The sequence below is a fragment of the Blautia sp. RTP21359st1_E11_RTP21359_211015 genome, from assembly GCF_040910705.1.
Lineage (GTDB): Bacteria > Bacillota > Clostridia > Lachnospirales > Lachnospiraceae > Blautia_A > Blautia_A fusiformis.
The window spans coordinates 1-17,636 of sequence record NZ_JBDGAB010000069.1 but is presented as its reverse complement, the minus strand read 5'-3'; the positions used below and the strand labels follow the sequence as shown (position 1 = coordinate 17,636).

Genomic DNA, 17,636 nt, shown 5'->3' with positions numbered 1-17,636 from the left:
TTAACAATTCGTCCAAAGGACTGCATAGGGTGGTTTCATTCGTGTAATTATGTGCAATAATTTATTGGATTGCTATAATAATGTAGAAAGCCTCTTAAGAGAAGAAACTAAACTGTCAATATTGGAGGCTGTTACAAAGTCTCCTTCTTTTACATTCGTATATCCAGAATATAGTGCTTTTTCATCTTCTGTCAGTTTCGAACTGTCTTTCAGGAAAGAAAATCGCAAAACTTCCATACCTATGATATTTGCCAGGCCCTTACATGCAGCCTCAAAAGACTGACCTTCTACACCTTTCAGACTGATGAAAATGACAGGAAACTGCCCCATATAAGTCTCACACAGTTCTTTTTCTTTTGAAATATTCAGACTCTGAAACAGGTTTTTATCACAGCCGATTTCAAAAAATGATTTAAGCATATTCATATTAAGGCTTTTTCCGAAACGACGTGGACGAGTAAAAAGATTCACTTCACCCCAGTTTCTCAACAAATCTGCAATCATCTCGGTCTTATCCACATAGTAAAAATCTTCTCTTATCAACTTTTCAAAATCATCCACACCAATGGGAAGTTTTTTTCCATATACCATGATCCTGCTCCTTTCAAAAGATTATTACATATATCTTATCATTTGACCTGTTTAATGGCAAGTTACAAGGTGATTTTCCACGTGTAAAACACAAGCCCTCCACCTACAATTTGTAAGCGAAGGGCTTGTATTATTTCATGATTGATCTAACTTTCAAATCAGATATTCAGCAGATCGCTGAATACTTTCAGTGCTCCATCTGTCTCATGTGCAAGAACACGTTTTGCAAGAACTTTACCAAGCTGAACACCTTCCTGGTCAAAGCTGTTCAGGTTCCACAGGAATCCCTGGAACATTACTTTGTTTTCAAAGTGTGCAAGGAGTGCACCAAGGCTTGCAGGATTTACCTGATCACCAATGATGATGCTTGACGGACGTCCACCTTCAAAGTTCTTATTGCTGTTTTCATCAGATTTACCACATGCAAATGCAACGATCTGAGCTGCAACGTTAGCGCAGAGTTTCTGCTGGCTTGTGCTGTCCTGGATCACTACATCTGTGCCCATCTGGTTATTTCTGTATCCGATGAACTGAAGCGGTACGATATCAGTTCCCTGATGAAGAAGCTGATAGAAAGAATGCTGTCCGTTTGTTCCTGGTTCTCCAAAGATTACCGGTCCTGTTACATAATTTACAGGATCACCGAAACGGTTTACAGATTTTCCGTTAGATTCCATATCAAGCTGCTGCAGATGTGCAGGGAAGCGGCTGAGTGCCTGTGAATATGGAAGAACTGCTGTGCTTGGATATCCAAGGATGTTTCTTTCATATACGCCGATCAGCGCATCCAGCATAGCCGGGTTCTGCATAACATCTTCGTTTTTAGCAAGTTTATCTTCTTCTGCTGCACCTTCAAGGAATTCTGCAAATACTTCCGGTCCGAATGCCAGAGATAATACAGCACCGCCAACTGCAGATGTGGAAGAATAACGTCCACCGATATAATCATCCATGAAAAATGCTGCAAGATAATCATCACTCTTAGCAAGTGGAGAAGTCTCACTTGTAACAGCGATCATATGCTTGGAAGCATCCAGTCCTGCATTTTTAAGAGCATCTTTTACGAAGGATTCATTTGTCAGTGTTTCAAGAGTTGTACCTGATTTAGATACCAGTACGAAAATGGAATGTGCAACATCAATAGAATTCAGGACTGCTGCTGCATCATCAGGATCTACATTGCTGATGAATCTGGCTTCCATTTTAAATTTGTCATTTTTCTTTGCCCAGTTCTCAAGTGCAAGGTACATTGCACGCGGACCAAGGTCACTTCCGCCGATACCGATCTGAACAACAGTTGTGAATTTTTCTCCTGCTGCGTTTGTAATCTCACCTGCATGTACTTTATTGGCAAAGTCAGCAATCTTCTGCTGCTGTTCTACATAGAAAGCACGTTTGTCAACGCCGTCAGCTGTAACAGTATCACCAAGCTGGCCACGTGTCAGCTGATAAAGAACGAGACGTTTCTCACCTGTATTGATCATTTCGCCATTGTAGAGAGCTGCGTATTTTTCAGTAAGCTGTGCTTCTTTTGCAAGCTTTTTGAGACCTTCAAGTACGTCGTCATCTACCTGTTTTGCAGCATAGTTATATGCAAGACCAGCAGCCATCGGTACGCTGTATTTTTTAACACGTTCTGCACCATTTTCTCCGGTCATAGCTTCTACAAGGTTTACTTTCTTTACATTTGAAAGTTCTTTGAAAGATTCAAGAGTATCCAGGTTGTTCCAGGTACTCATAATAAGATTCCTCCTTAAAATTAGATGTTCCCGCTGTTTTCAGGATTCGTTTCAATCTCTTTGATTATAATATCAAATGAAGGTAAATTCAAGTCTGCAAACGGAGGTGTGGATATTCTCTCTATAAAATCAACGCCCTTTTTCCCTCATCTGGATCGTACACCTTAAAAAAAATTACAGAGAAAGCTCCTACAATGCCATTCAACACTATAGGAACCTTCTCTGTAATTTTTTTTATTCTATTCTGTCGTTTGCCCTTTCACCAGACAAACATCCTTCAAAATAATATCTTCATGTAATTTTGCACCATTTATTTTCTTTAATAATACATCTACCAATGTATCTGCCAATTCTTTTATTGGCTGTGAAACATAAGTCATTGACGGATAACTTATCTTTGCAATCAGCGTTCCATCATATCCTACTGCTTTAAATTCATCAGGAATACACATTCCCCTCTCACCTGCACATTTTAACGCATTCATAATGATCAAATCTTCCGAAAACATTGCATCCATTTCCGGATATTCATCAAAAAGTTTATTCATTTGCTGATGATATTCTTCTGTTCTTTGTTTTGTATTCCAGATATAATCGATACATTTTACACCATTTTTCTTCAATGTTTCTGAAAAAACCCTATGACGATTAATAGAAGGAGATTTATCTGTTACAACAGCCGTTACATTTAAAACGCATTTGCAGTCATTCTTTATAATTTCATTTGCAGCCAGCAAACCACCCTTATTATGGTCAGAATAGATGGTTGGAATCTCTTCCGCAACTCGATAATCAAATGCCACAATAGGAAGATCCAGATTCTGATATTCGGACTCTGCTAACATATGCGTTCCAAGAATAATACCATCTACCATATTTTCTCTCATCATTTTTATATAATCTCTTTCTTTATCTTCCGTATCTCCGGTATTACATAAAAAAAGTTTATAATGATGTTTATAAAGTTTTTTTTCGATGTATTTCGTTATTTCCGCCCAAAAAGGATGCGAGCTGTCAGGCACGATCAGACTAATATAATAAGATTTTTGTCTAAAAAGGTTTCTAGCAATCTGATTTGGGACATAATCAAGCTGATCAATTGCTTTATATACACTTTCGTATGTATCCTGTGATATATACCCTTTATTATTCAATACTCTTGAAACAGTTGTTACAGAAACTCCAGCCAGTTTGGCCACATCTTTAATATTTGCCATTCAATCCTCCGTGATTTTACAGATTCGCTTGTTTCTTTATATTATAACTATTTATTCATGTATTTCGCAAGCCAAACTCTACTTTTGCACACAAAATCTTCAAAATGCTCTAGTCAACCTCTTATTCTGTTTCTGCTCGGATCAATAATACCCTATTTTCCAACAATTTCTTTGAGAACACCCTGAACAACAGCTTTTACAAGTTCATCCTGGGATGGCTGGTCTAATACACCTTTTCCATTGCTTGAGAAAAGTATCATCTTCTTCATGGTTTCCTGTTTAACAGCCTCAACTGCCGCCGGAATCAAATCAATGATACCTTTATTCATACTTTCAAATTTGCGGAATTCAGCCTCTACTGCTGCCACATTGATATCCGTAAAAATATTGATCTTGCTTATACCTTCCTGAATCGCACGTTTGAAGTCGTTGTCTGTAAGTCCGGAACCGCCATGCAGAACAAGCGGTACATCTACTGTATGAGCAATGGTATTAATTCTCTCAAAATCAAGCTTTGGAGGCAACTTATATGCCCCGTGGGCAGTTCCTACTGCAATTGCAAGAGCATCCACACCTGTTTTGTCAACAAAATCTTTTGCCATCCTCGGATCTGTATAGAAATCAGCCGGATTGATATGGGCGCTTCCCTCTGCAGAATCCGGGTTGTCACCTACATGTCCGAGTTCGCCCTCGATGGTTGCTCCATAAGAATGCGCGATGTCTGCCATTTCTTTAACTTTTCTTACATTATCTTCATAAGAATCTGTAGAGCAGTCATACATAATGGATGAGAATCCAAGTTCCAGAGCTTTCAGGCATGTTTCTTTCTTAAGGCCATGATCCAGATGAATAACTACCGGAACATTTGCTTTCTTAGCCATAGGAATAAGATAATAGGAAACCTCTTCCAGTGGTCCGTATGGAAGAAGTACTTCCGCAGTTCCCATGATAACCGGTGACTGAGAATTTTCTGCTGCTGCAATGATTCCTCGCGCCAGTTCCAGGTTTACCGCATTAAATAGTCCTACTGCATATTTTCCCTTTTTTGCCGGATAAAGCACATCATTCATATTAACTAACATTTTTTCTACCTCTTACTTTCTTTTTTCCCAACCTGCGGCAATCTTCTTCTGTACTTCATCAAGTGGAATGATTCCACTGAGCGCATCATAGGTCTGTACACAGAGCGCTCCGGTCGCTGTTGCAAGATGAAGAGCATCCTCCCAGCTTTTGCCTTCCAGGATAGCACTTAAGAATGCAGCAATCGTCGTATCTCCGGCGCCTGTTCCAGATGCGACTTTGTCTTTTTCTACGAAATAACTCTTCTCAAAAGCTTCTTTGACTGCCCATGTCTCCGCAATCTCTTCTCCGATTCCACCACCAATCTTCAGAAGCTGTTCCTTGGCTGCTGTGCGAAAATAGATGCCCGGTGTACCACATTTGATCAGGATAACTTTTGCACCATAGGAGAGAAGCTTATCTGCCAGTGGCCTGATATCTTTTTCAACATCAAGGAAGTTCGTTACATCTGAACCATTTGCCCTTTCGTTCCATTCATGATAACGGTCACGGTCCAGCATAATGCAGAGTTCTTCAACACTCGGCACAAAGAAATCAATGTACGGAATCACAGATTTCAGAACTTCGTTCCAATCCTGGGTACCTGCTTCTGTACTTTCTTCAAACATTGCCATATCAACAGAGATTGCAACTCCCTGTTCATGAACAGCCTTTAAAAGACGAACCAGTTCTTTGCCGCCATCAATATACATCTTCCGCATCAGCGATGGATAGCCAAAATGGAACAGATTTGCTCCTTTTACCTTTTCCAGATCGATATCATCCAGAGTAAATGTATCATTAGCACCTGAGCAGTGAAGGAAGATCCTGTCAATGCCTGCCGGTGCAAGGATTACAGAATAAGAAGTTCCGACTCCTTTTCTTACAATCATGCTCTCCGGAGATGCACCATATTTTTCCAGTTCGTTGAGAACCATCTGACCAAATGCATCATCTCCGACCATTCCCATTAGTTCTACATCTGCGCCAAGACGTTTCATGCCAACACCTGTGTTGGATACCGATCCGCCAAGACTTACTTTGGCCGCATCCATTGCGATTAGTTGCCCCGGTCTGAAAAGGTCTTTGATGTTTTTTTCTTCCTTGCTCTTAAAAGCCGGTGTAATATCCAGACAGATATGTCCGGCTGCAATTGCTTTCTTTATGCTCATGTTCTATCCTCACAGTTATTTCTTACCATACCGATTTTATTCAGTTTCATAAGCATATATATCCACCTTATGCTCTCCTGTCATTTCCTTGCCAAAGGAACCTTCCACCAGATTTCCATCCATTTTTACTGTATAGCTGTCACCATGCCCATGTATCTCAAATACAAATTTTGCATTCTGATATGGAACAGAATCAAGTACTGCTCCCTCAAATTCATCCAAAATACATGGATGTATCTGAATTCCCTGTTCACTATAACGTATTCCAAAAATTCCATTAACAATAAATCCAATAAAACCTGCCGCATGCCATGGCAGGTGCGGCCATCTCCACGCTCTTCCTGTATCAACATCCATTACTTCATGAAAAGATTTATTCAGGAGCACATTTCTCACCTGTGCATAAATAAGTTTTTTCAGAAACTCTTTATTTCCACTTTCACCAGCTGCCTCTGATAACCCAAGCGTCCATGATACCCAGCATGCTCTCCAGAAATGGTTTTTTTCTTTGCGGAACGGATACCAGTTAATTCCAAACTCAGAAAATGCCTCTGGATTACTTTCGATTGTCTTCAAAAACAGATTTCTCTGTCTCTCAGTTGCAATACCAAATCGTGGCCACAAAACCATTTCTGCCCCAGTCGTCTCCCACCAGCCTTTTTCGTATGCTTCACTTCCTATTGGTCCACTTGTAAAGCATTCTTTTTCTTCATTCCAGTATTTTTCCTTTATGGATGCAAGCATTTCCTTCGAACGACTTTCCCAGAACTTAATTCTCTCCGGATAGCATCCTGTCACCTCACATATTCTGGCGACATCCTGATACATCAGGGCAAATGCAATTTCTGTTCCAAGACAGTATCCGCCATTCTCCGGTTCTTCAAAAGCATCCTGCGCAAGACACATGGTTGCATGAACCAGCTGCATTTCTTCATCATAACGTGCATCCGCTTCTTCTGCATATTTTATAATTCCAGGTAACATTTCATACAAAAGCTGGATATCTCCAGTTGTTATATAATGATCCCATGCTGCAATCGCCGGCATGGCAGCACAGTCAACACCATTATTAAATCCATGTTCAGAAATATAGGATAACGACTCCCTGGCTTCATCCGGTGCAAGTAGATTCTGACATCGAAATGCTGCATGGCAGGTATCTCTTACCCAACTTCCAAAACCTTCTCCTTCTCTTTGAAAAACAGCCGCATTCATCAGACCTTCTTGTCCTGGCAAGGCATACTTTTTATTTCTGTTCTGACACATAATATCTGTTGCAAGCGAAAATGCTGCATTTATGACGTTATGCTCTGTATGTAATTTCGGGTAGGCTGAATCTTCCGGTGCGTCCCAACGCTCGGTTCGGTTCTGGATTCTTGTCATGTCTCCCCACGGAGTATCTCTCCAGCAGAATTCTTCCACCGCGCGTACAGGTGATAAAACTATTTTTCCACCACGCAGTGCCCATGCTGCAGGTTCTCCATAAATACGATCTTCTACACATTTCTCATATATTGTGTAAGATTCAGATTTAAACAACGGCTGTCCTTTTTCTTCCTGTTCGATCAGCCTTCTGTTTTCTTCTTCATATCTCGTAGATCTTAAACCCCATATATTCAGACAAATGACAGAGGCTGTTTTTCCATTCGTATGGATTTCAAAATACGGGTCCGCATTATATTGCAGATAAAATGATGGATTATTGATATTTTCCACCTGCTCACTTCGAATCTTATAATCTTCTTTTTTCGGTCCATTATCCTGTACTATGAGCATTGCATTCTTTCTGTCTGCATATAATTCCTGAATTGCCATGTCCCTGTAGAAATGCAGATACAGTCTTCCTTTTTCCGTTGGAATTTTCATTTTATATCCCTGACAGTTCAGTGTCTGATCTAATGCCTTCCAGACCCACTTCACTCCACACAGCTCAAACTCAATTTCCGGTTCCTGTCCGACAAACATCTCCAGTTCTACCTCACAGGCCTTTGTCTGAATATCAGATAAAATATTTTCAGGTGCCAGAAGTCGGACTTCCGGCCATACGTCTGGTCCCTGACGAAATCTCATGAGAAATTCAAACTTTTTATCAATATGCTCATTATGCCACTGTCTAACCCACACTCGCAGATTATCCATCTGTGCAGCTGGCTTTATCTGTTCTCCTGAAAAAACGGATGGAATACTGATTGCATTAGATGATGCAACACCTTCACACGTTTTTTTCGCAGTCTGACCTAGAATCCAGATTTTTCCATCTTCTTCAAATTCTATTTGTTTTTCGACATCTCCAATCCATTTATCTGATTTCCGGCAGTTGATTTCAATTTCTTCTAACTCATTCTCCTCGGATTTCCAGTGCAGCAGATCCTTGCTTACAAGTCTCATAGCTGTTTGATTTTCTTCATTTCCTGTCAGTGAACATGGATCGGTTACACAATCTAAAACCCACTGTTCTCCTGCTTTTTTTACACTGTTCAGTTCCCGGATACATCCGGTTGGCGGCATATAATGAATGACAGACTTAGACAGTTCTCTTCTTCTCTGTTTTTCCGGATCATCAGAAAGTTCTATTGCATTGATCCATCTGCTCGCCGGACCTTCTGCCTGAATATCGTCCCCGAAAAAATCTTTCAGGGGATATGCCATCCAATAGTCCACTCTTGTCTTAGATACTTTCATCTGAATAGTTTCTTTTTTTCCAGTACTGTCTGAAATAGTTATAATACATGGATCTGCATTCTCTTCATAAGGAATGCGCAACCAGTTTTCTTCGTGCTTTTTCAGAAAATGCTTTTTCATTTCTGTCTCTGTTCCTTTCTGTTAGCAATCTTCTTTATTCCACTACGTCAATCTTTTTACTTCTGTAAACTTCTTTCAACAGCTCCAGCTGTTTTTCATCAGGTGCTTCAAACATCTGCTGATTCACTCCGACATGTTTTGCTTTTTCAACTCCAAAATCATGATACGGCAAAAATTCCACACTCTTGATGTTTCTTCCAAGAGCTGCAAAAAAATCTGCTGTTGCAACAGCATTTTCTATCTCATCATTGATTCCTTTTATAATTGGAAGCCTGATCATGATCGGTCTGTAATTCACCAGTTTTTTCAGATTCTCTTTGATCAGGGTATTTTCTGTTCCTGTATATTCTTTATGTTTTTCATTGTCAAACATCTTAAAATCTACAAGAAACAGATCTGCACATTCTGTCATTCTGTGTATCACTTTCCAAGGAAAAGCAAGTGCTGTTTCAAAAGCAACTGAAATATGCTCTTTCTGAAGTCTGTTGCACAAATCATATAGAATCTCTGCCTGCATCATTGGTTCTCCACCGGAAAAAGTAACACCACCTTCTGAAATTTCATAGAGTCTTCTGTCTCTGAGCAAAAGTTCCGATAATTCTTCAGCAGAATAATAACTTCCTACGATTTCCAATGCTTCTGTGCAGCAAATTTCCACACACTTTCCACACACAGTACAAAGAGTTCTTTCATAAATATGCTGCCCGTTTTGTATCTGTTGTGCTCCTGAGGGACAGATTTCAATACACTGACCACAGCCAATACATTTATTTTCCGTATAACTCAGTATACTTTCCTTTTTCCATGTCTCCGGGTTGTGACACCATTTGCACCGCAAATTACATCCCTGTAAAAATACAGTTGTCCGTATTCCCGGTCCGTCATGCAGAGAAAAGTTCTGTATCTGACTTACCAGTAATTTTTGCTTCATTTTACCGCTTACCTCTGTGTACGCTGAATTACCTCATTCTGCATTTCCGCAGTCAATGTATGGAAATATGCACTGTATCCACACACTCTTACTACAATATTTTTATGTGTTTCCGGATTTTTCTGTGCCTCTAAAAGTGCATTCCTGCTGATAACATTAAAATCCATAATGCTTCCGCCATTTTCACAGAAGGCCCGCATCACACTTGCAAACAATGACGGCTGCGGAGTTTTATACATCAGTGGAATGTCCATATAAATAACTGCCCCACCCGGATATTTCGTGTAATCCATTGTTTTTATTGCATCAAGTAATGCTGCAATATTGATGTTTTCTGTACTTTCACTTGGGTTAACGCCTCGTGAGAGAGCACTTTCACTTTTTCGTCCATCGGCCGTTGCAATCGTTACATTTTTAAACCAGTTATAAGAATAAAAAGCAAATAATGACGGCTCAAATTTTCCGCCTCTGTAATTTGCCTGTCCTCCAAGACATTCAGCCAGATCATCCATAACCTTTTTTCCAAATTCTGTAGCATCTTTATCCTTGCAGAATTTTGGGACTTTATGAAGCAAATATTGTCGAAGGATCTCATCATCTCTGAAGTCTTCTTTCATCGCTTTAAGCAGGTGACCAAATGTCGTAATCTTATCTTCATATACTGCCTTCTTTATCGCATATAACGAATCAATTACTGTCCCTGCACCCGCAGCAGCAAAATTATCTGTATTATAGACAGCACCGCCTTCTGAGACATCTTTTGCCGTCTCAGTACATGATGGCATAGTTGCAGAAAAGAACAACGACGGATTTATTATTTTCCACCATGAACCATATTCGTTATATTTTTTCACAAAGAAATTCAGTTCATTTCTATAATTTTCAATTACAATATGATAGAATTCTTCAAAATCGCTCGCATTCGCAGCTGGAATAAATTTAAATCCATCCCTTTTAAATACGTCATTCCAGTACTCTGGATATAAGGATCCATTTAACATCTGCACAAGATTAAGATAGGTATATGCTCTGCTGTTGACTTCATTAGAAAGACAGATTTCCTGGCAGCCACCTGCGACATAAAGTCGACAGTCTTCCAGACTTTTTCCCTGCTTCTGATTTGCTGGAATTATCACATCATCATTAAAGACAGACAGCACATTCAGACCCATTCCTGCCAATTCACCAACCTGCATCAGAAATTCATCCGGATGCTTTGCCGATATTCTCACCTGTAGTTTCGGATTTGCAAAATGATATTTTTTATAACTGTTTATGATCATCCTGCTTATGTCATTATAAACAATATTGCCATTTTTATCACATCCGCCTATAATAATATCTGCATTTGTGCCCCCTGGCAGGTCTGCTTCAAGATCCCATCTTGCATCTGTCATTGATACAAAACAGTCAACCAGTTCCTGCGCCTCATCCGGCGTTATTCGATTATTTTTCAAATCTCTTTCATAATAACTAATCAGGATTCTGTCCAAATGGCCAATCACAGCAAATCCAAGACCATCTAACGCATTGCACATCTCACGCGTAAACCAGATTGCACACATTGCTTCATAAAATGTTTCTGCCGGTTCAGATGGAATTCGGCGTGCCGTAACAGCAATCATTTTAAGTGCCTTTACATGTTCCTCATCGTGTTCTGTTTTCAGCATTTCCTCCGCTTTTTCTGCAAATCTTTCAGAAATTTTTTGCAGACTTCGGCATACATCGACCATACATTTTAAAAAATCCTGCTGATGATCTGTAAGATTTTTCTCTTCCAGACGCATCATTGCATGTCTGATTATTCCTGATAGACCATATTTCAACACAGTTTCACAATTTGCATAGTGATGCGCCGCATCCATAAACTGTGGTCCGTTCATGACACCATATTTTCCGTAGTATCCACTCCATTCTCCATATTCATCTACAAAATCTGGGTATTGCTTCATTAGCCAACATCCAATGCCTGGCTGTGGCGGGAACGATGCCGTAACACTGTTCTGTTCTCTTCCTGTATCAATTTCTGCATAAAACGGACTGGATGGAAAAAGAATCACTTCAGCATCCCTGGCTGCAATTCTGTAGATCCATGTTTTTTTCTGAAAAGAGCTTGCCTTTGGATTTTCTTTCTGGAGGCGGTCCAGTTCTTCTTCCATTCTGGAAACATCGGTTGGATAATTAGAATATACCTCTTTGGTCTCTTTAAAATATTCTTCTTTATTGAATCGATAACCTGCCATCATGCGTTCCTCCTGAGTTGCCTTAAAAATTTAAAACTACCTTCAATGCAGTTCTGTCTTTTACTGCCTGAAATCCTTTTTCATAATCATCTATTGAAAATCTATGTGTCACAAATAAATCGATGTCTATTTTCCCATCCATAATCGCATCACAAACCGGCTTATGTACTTCTGCTTCTACCTCAGGCACCGGCCACTGCACATACTGAATATTGAAATTCCTGAGTTCCGGTAATGGTACATTCAGATTTTCTCCGCTTTTTAAGCCATATACAGCAATTGTCCCTGTCTCTTTAATATAGTCCAGACACTGCGTGATTGTCTGATTTGATCCAATCGTATCTATACAGATATCGGACTTTCTGTCAAACAGATCAGAAGCTTTTTTCTTTTCTTCTTCGTCTTTGTTAAGAAATGTACCTGCTGCTCCCAGTTTTTCTGCTGTTTCCAGCTTGTCTCTGTGATTTCCCAGGACATAAATCTCCTGAATTCCCATCAGTTTTGCACAGCTTAGAAAAGCAAGCGCAACCGGTCCGTCTCCGAGTATGACCATCTTCTTTTTATCTTCAACGCCGATTCTTTTTAATGCACTGTATGTTTCCTTTAAAGTTATCAGCATAGAAGCAGCTTCTGCCTGCATTCCTTCCGGGCACACCTGCTGTGTAATTCCAAGATTAATATCTTTTACATCGGCCTGGTCTGCCATGGCTGCTTTATAATCTTTTACAATTCCATATTCAGCAAATCCGCCCCAAGCGCTGGAAAATTTCTCATTATCCGGTTGTCCTGCCCTGACTACAAGATCTCCCACTTTAAAAGAAGTAACTTTTTTGCCGATTTTAACAACTCTTCCTGCATCTTCGTGTCCTAAAACCGCCGGATATCTCGTTACTTCTCTGACTTTTCCTCCAATAACTCCCAGATCCGTTCCGTTACAGATCATACAGCATTCATTTTTTACCAGTGCTTCATACTCTCCGATCTCCGGAATCGGAAGCTTTTCTTCCAGGTACAGTTTATTGTCTTCTGTTACCACTAAACCTTTCATAACTGATCTCCTTTTTACTATTTAATGCCGGTTGCAGCTACAGACTGCATAAAATATTTCTGGAATGCAAAAAACAGAATCAGAACAGGAATCATTCCAATCACGATAACACCCATGATCAGATTCCATGTCGGCTGTTTGATTACAGATGCGCCACAGATTGAACTTATTCCCAATGTTACTGTCCATTTGCCTTCACTTCTGACGGATAACAACATCCAGATCAGATTATTCCACGCAGAAATAAATGTATAAATTCCTAATGTTGTCATACTTGATTTCGTATTTGGCAGTAAGATCTTCCAGAATATCTGGAAATGATTTGCTCCATCAATTTTTGCTGCTTCATCCAGTTGCTTCGGTATTCCCATATAAAACTGGCGCATAAGAAATGTTCCAAACGGAATGGACCATGCTACCTGCGGAAGTATCATCCCCATATATGTATCCAGCATATTGAGATTTCTACACAGATTATAAGACGGAATCAGTCTTACAGTAATCGGAATCATCATCGTTGACAAATAAAGAATAAAAACAATATTTCTGCCTTTGAACTCAAGTCTGGTAAATACATATGCAGCTAAACTACAGAGGAAAATAGTAAGTGCGGTCACTGCTATCGCAACAATAAATGAATTAAAAAAGCACTTGGGAAAATCCAGCAGCTGCCATGCTTTTGTAAAATTCTCCCATTGCGCTGCTTTCGGCAAAATTCTTCCAACACTTGTTGCAAGATCTGTATCCGATTTCAATGCAGTAGATAATATATAAACAAATGGAAACAGCATGATTACTACAAATGCAGCTATAATTACCCAGATTAAGCTGTCTCCCAGAATTTTATTTCTTAATTTTCTGGTCATAATCTCTTCTCCCTTCTCAATCTTTGTCACTTGTCAACTTTAACTGTACAACCGAAATAATAATCGAAAGAATAAAGATAAATACTGCCATTGTACAGGAATATCCCATTTTCAAAGATGAGAAAGCAGTCTTATATAATGTCAGCCCAGTTAAATACGTACTTGTTCCAGGTCCACCATTTGTCATCGTATAAACAAGATCAAATTCCTGGAACGTACCGATTACACACATGAGAATAATATATGTAAGAACTGGTTTCAGCTGCGGCAATGTAATATAAACAAATTTATGCCATGCATTTGCACCGTCCAGATCTGCCGCTTCAAAAAATTCCTGCGAAATTTCCAGACGTCCTGCAACAACCATAACCATGTAATATCCTGCCCATCTCCAGATTGTTACGATTGCCATAGAACCCAGTGCAATCTTGCCATCTGTCAGCCAGCCAATTTTTTCGAATCCCAATACACTCAGGAAGTTATTGATAACACCATAATTCGTTCCCATCAGATATCTCCATGCAACACCGGTTGCAACCAGAGAAAGTGCACATGGTAAAAAGAAACTGCCTCTGATAAATTTCGAAATAACTTCACTTTTATTATTTGCAAACAACACAAGTTCACACATAATGATAGAAAAAATGACAATTGGCGGAACATTCATCAGGATATACTTGATCGTGTTGCCCAGACTTGTCCACCAGAGTTTATCTTTCAGCAGATTTTGATAATTCTCTAATCCTGTAAATATCTTACCTTTTAATGGATTCCAGTCATAAAATGACATGTGGATGGAATCTACCATTGGCCAAAATACAAACAATCCCAGCAAAATCAGGGACGGCAACAGAAACAAAACAGCAATCCGCCAGTCTCCTTTTTTACGTTTTACTACTGTTTTTGCGTTACTCACATGAATCCCTCCTAGTTAAATCCAAGGGATGATACAGAGTATTTTCCATATCATCCTTTTATTCTTAGTTACTGAGCAAGTAAACCATTTAACTGATCTGCCATGCTATCCAGCGTACTCTTGATATCAGCATCATTATGCCAGATTTCATCAAAATACTGTCCAATGATCGTCTGCTGGTCTGCAAATGTTTCTGTAAGGTCAATATATCCTGCATATTTCAGTCCTGTATTAAACAATTTCATATCATGGTTTTCGTCAAACATAGATACGGAAAGATCTGCCTGAGACTTTCTTACTGCAATCTGTGGAGATGTATTATCTTCAAGATATAATGCAAGCCCCTCTTCGCTGGTCAGATATTTAATAAACTTTTCTGCTGCTTCCGGGTTTTCACAGCTGCTTGAAATGCCAATACCATTCAGGAAAAGTACTTCTGCCTGTGTACCATCATTTGCACGTGGCGCATTCATTGCTTTCCAGTTTACATCGTCCTGAAGATATGTTGAATTCCAGAGAGCCACACGACACATAGCAATCTGACCCGCATTAAATTTTGTAATCAGTGCATCATAACCGTCTCCCAGTTTTTCTATTGCCGGCACATAACCTTCATCTACAAGACTCTTGACATATTCGAAAGCCGCAACGGTTTCATCTGAATTCCATCCACAGGTTTCATCATCATTCAAGTAGCTTCCACCAGCTTCTGTAATCCATGGATACATAGTATCGATTGCGGAAGACAGATCATTGATAATTGTCGGATATTCGATTCCAAGTTCATCTTTGTGTTCCATTAATGTTTTACATGCATCTGTAAACTCATCCCATGTAAATCCATCTTCCGGAACTTCAATTCCACACTTGTCAAACATATCGACGTTGTAAACCCATCCATAATTTCCTCCGTCCAATGGAAGTGAATACCAGTCACCATCATATGTACAATAGTTTTCTGCAGCATCCCAGAAATCATCAAATTTATATTCTGTATCTGCTTTCAGTGCATCTACATCGAATTTCTGTAATGCCCCGGCATTTGCAAGAATCTGTGTAGTTCCTGTATTACAGTTGATAAGATCCGGAAGGTCACCCGCTGTAGCTTCTGTCAAAATTTTAGTTGCATAATCTGATACTTCTTCAAAATTAATTTCAATATCCGGATTTTCCTTTTCAAAAGCTTCGACAACTTTCTGATATTTATCATAGCTGTCATAGCTCTGCCAGTTTAATGTAATTTTATCCCCGGAATCTCCCTTGGCAGCCATTACATCCACCCCACTACCAACTGGTACCATACATGCTGTTAATGCAAGTGCAATTACCTTTTTCTTCATTTTGTTCTCCCTTCGTATTGTGACTTTTTCCATATGTCAACCGGTTTCATATTGTTTGTTTTTTTTAATATATCATTTAATTTTTATTTTGTAAATATGTTTTTTTCATTTCATGCATTATGTATGGTTTTATCAAATTATTTTTGTATATTATTCACAATTTCGCGGTTTTTAAAGAATATAAAAAGCCCCTACAATGCCTTTCGACACCATAGGAGCTTTCTCAGCAATTTCTCTTTATTCTATTTTTTACATTGATTGCCATTATGATTTTCCTTTTTATTTCGTAAGCTAAAATCAGTTCAGAATACTATCCATCTCATGCCAGGCTTCTCCGCCCCACACAGAATCGCCGATCCCATGGTCTTTAAAGCCAAATTTCTTATACATCTCAACCTTATCCGGGAGGCAGGTCAGGATCAGCTTCTTTCTTCCCCTGGCGCGCTCTCTTTCCTTATATTGTTCCATCAGTTTTCTTGCCAGCCCCTGGTGTTGGTACTCTGGGAGCACATCCAGCCCAAGAAGCATAATGTTTACGCCCTCCGGATCATGTAGATTCGCATCTGTAAAAAAGTCATCTGTCAGATGTTCTCTGTCTGTTGCAAGTCCGTTAAGAAAACCTGCAATCTTGCCTGTCTCCCGATCCACAACAACCAGAAAAAGATCCGATGCTTTTTTTATTCGTGACTCCATATGTTCATAAGTACACGCTTCATTTGGCGGAAAACAGATGCTTTCAATCTCTGCAGCCTGTTCAATTTCATCCTTATGAATGTTTCTGAATTCATATTTTTCATGTATTACTTTGCTGTTCTGTTTCATCAATCCCTCTCCTGCTCATGACAGGTCAATACTGTTATGCTGATCACCTGCTACTATTTTAATATCTGTTTTACATTGTAACATATTTTGTCCCTCACCACATGTAAATAATACCAGCCGACTGGATTACTTCCTGATTTACTTCTCTCAAAAGATCCACTATCTGTTTATCTGATAGTCCATTTAGTTCTATGTCTGAAGATTCTTCTTTCATAGTTTCTTCATCTAGTCAAGCATGTCCTTCATCTTATCATATGATCTCTGACGGTCTGCCAGCGCCTCCTCCAATGAAACATTCTGGTATACATCTTTGACCTGCTCTTTCGTCCAGATATCACCCATTTTACCTGTTTCTCTGATAAAGTTGTTTATTTCCTTATCTTTCATGCTTTCCTTCTCCTTTACTTATTCTTTTTTATAAGTATAGTTCTTTTTAATTCTCTTTGTATTCACGATTCGTGAAGTCTTCTTCCATCAATTTTTCCATTTCGACATGATAACGCTGTGCTATCGCATATGCCGTTATAAGATCCGGGAGACGTTCTCCGCTTTCATAATTAGCAATAGTTGTAGAACCATAACCAATGCTCTCCCCCAGTTCTGCCTGAGTCTCATTATGACTGATTCGCAGTCTTCGTATGTTTTCTCCTATTATTTTGTTCCATGTTTTTTTCTGTTTTTCCATAATATAAGCCCTTTCTGCACTTTGTTTTTTCTTACGTGCATAAAAGGACTTGTATTTTTCGCGTACCACCTGTAGAGGAAAGGGGCTGTCTTTCCGACAGCCCCAGTTCAATACTCACAATATTTTCTTATAGCACTCCAAAAAAATACTGCACACTCTTGACAACAGGACTATGATAGAGTCAAGAGGTGATTATTATATTACA

The 17,636-nt window shown here is 39.3% G+C and carries 15 protein-coding genes; all 15 read right to left on the bottom strand.

All coding sequences use genetic code 11. The features are described from left to right. Nucleotides 1–72: 72 nt before the first annotated feature. Nucleotides 73–591, bottom strand: a complete 519-nt coding sequence (locus AB5026_RS16900; RefSeq protein ID WP_021650656.1) for an AAA family ATPase — start codon at nt 589–591, stop codon at nt 73–75. 158 nt (nt 592–749) lie between these two features. Continuing rightward, entirely contained in the window at nt 750–2,330 is a 1,581-nt protein-coding gene (locus AB5026_RS16895) for a glucose-6-phosphate isomerase (RefSeq protein ID WP_021650655.1), read from the bottom strand. A gap of 239 nt (nt 2,331–2,569) precedes the next feature. Next, nucleotides 2,570–3,547 (bottom strand): LacI family DNA-binding transcriptional regulator, encoded by a 978-nt coding sequence (locus AB5026_RS16890; RefSeq protein ID WP_021650654.1) that lies wholly within the window; start codon nt 3,545–3,547, stop codon nt 2,570–2,572. Between the two features lie 152 nt (nt 3,548–3,699). Next, nucleotides 3,700–4,629 carry a class II fructose-bisphosphate aldolase gene (locus AB5026_RS16885; RefSeq protein WP_021650653.1) on the bottom strand — a complete coding sequence of 310 codons (930 nt, stop codon included), beginning with the start codon at nt 4,627–4,629 and terminating at the stop codon, nt 3,700–3,702. Between the two features lie 12 nt (nt 4,630–4,641). Then, nucleotides 4,642–5,778, bottom strand: a complete 1,137-nt coding sequence (locus AB5026_RS16880) for a carbohydrate kinase family protein (protein ID WP_021650652.1) — start codon at nt 5,776–5,778, stop codon at nt 4,642–4,644. A 36-nt stretch (nt 5,779–5,814) separates the two neighbouring features. After that, on the bottom strand, nt 5,815–8,580 hold the full coding sequence (locus AB5026_RS16875; RefSeq protein ID WP_021650651.1) for a hypothetical protein: 2,766 nt from the start codon (nt 8,578–8,580) through the stop codon (nt 5,815–5,817). Between the two features lie 34 nt (nt 8,581–8,614). Further along, nucleotides 8,615–9,511: a glycyl-radical enzyme activating protein gene (locus AB5026_RS16870; protein ID WP_021650650.1), complete on the bottom strand. Its 897-nt coding sequence runs from the start codon at nt 9,509–9,511 to the stop codon at nt 8,615–8,617. An 8-nt stretch (nt 9,512–9,519) separates the two neighbouring features. Further along, nucleotides 9,520–11,757, bottom strand: a complete 2,238-nt coding sequence (locus AB5026_RS16865; RefSeq protein WP_021650649.1) for a pyruvate formate lyase family protein — start codon at nt 11,755–11,757, stop codon at nt 9,520–9,522. A 19-nt stretch (nt 11,758–11,776) separates the two neighbouring features. After that, nucleotides 11,777–12,802, bottom strand: coding sequence for a Zn-dependent alcohol dehydrogenase (locus AB5026_RS16860; RefSeq protein WP_021650648.1), 1,026 nt, complete (start codon nt 12,800–12,802; stop codon nt 11,777–11,779). 17 nt (nt 12,803–12,819) lie between these two features. Next, nucleotides 12,820–13,668, bottom strand: coding sequence for a carbohydrate ABC transporter permease (locus AB5026_RS16855; protein ID WP_044960959.1), 849 nt, complete (start codon nt 13,666–13,668; stop codon nt 12,820–12,822). Between the two features lie 16 nt (nt 13,669–13,684). Beyond that, nucleotides 13,685–14,584, bottom strand: coding sequence for a carbohydrate ABC transporter permease (locus tag AB5026_RS16850; protein WP_021650646.1), 900 nt, complete (start codon nt 14,582–14,584; stop codon nt 13,685–13,687). Nucleotides 14,585–14,652: 68 nt separating this feature from the next. Continuing rightward, the gene (locus AB5026_RS16845) at nt 14,653–15,924 is read right to left on the bottom strand and encodes an ABC transporter substrate-binding protein (RefSeq protein ID WP_044960957.1); all 1,272 of its coding nucleotides are present in this window, start codon (nt 15,922–15,924) and stop codon (nt 14,653–14,655) included. A gap of 297 nt (nt 15,925–16,221) precedes the next feature. Continuing rightward, nucleotides 16,222–16,746 carry a GNAT family N-acetyltransferase gene (locus AB5026_RS16840; RefSeq protein WP_021650644.1) on the bottom strand — a complete coding sequence of 175 codons (525 nt, stop codon included), beginning with the start codon at nt 16,744–16,746 and terminating at the stop codon, nt 16,222–16,224. Between the two features lie 225 nt (nt 16,747–16,971). Continuing rightward, entirely contained in the window at nt 16,972–17,133 is a 162-nt protein-coding gene (locus AB5026_RS16835; RefSeq protein ID WP_021650642.1) for a hypothetical protein, read from the bottom strand. A 46-nt stretch (nt 17,134–17,179) separates the two neighbouring features. Beyond that, on the bottom strand, nt 17,180–17,431 hold the full coding sequence (locus tag AB5026_RS16830) for a helix-turn-helix transcriptional regulator (RefSeq protein WP_138270063.1): 252 nt from the start codon (nt 17,429–17,431) through the stop codon (nt 17,180–17,182). Between the last annotated feature and the right edge of the window lie 205 nt (nt 17,432–17,636).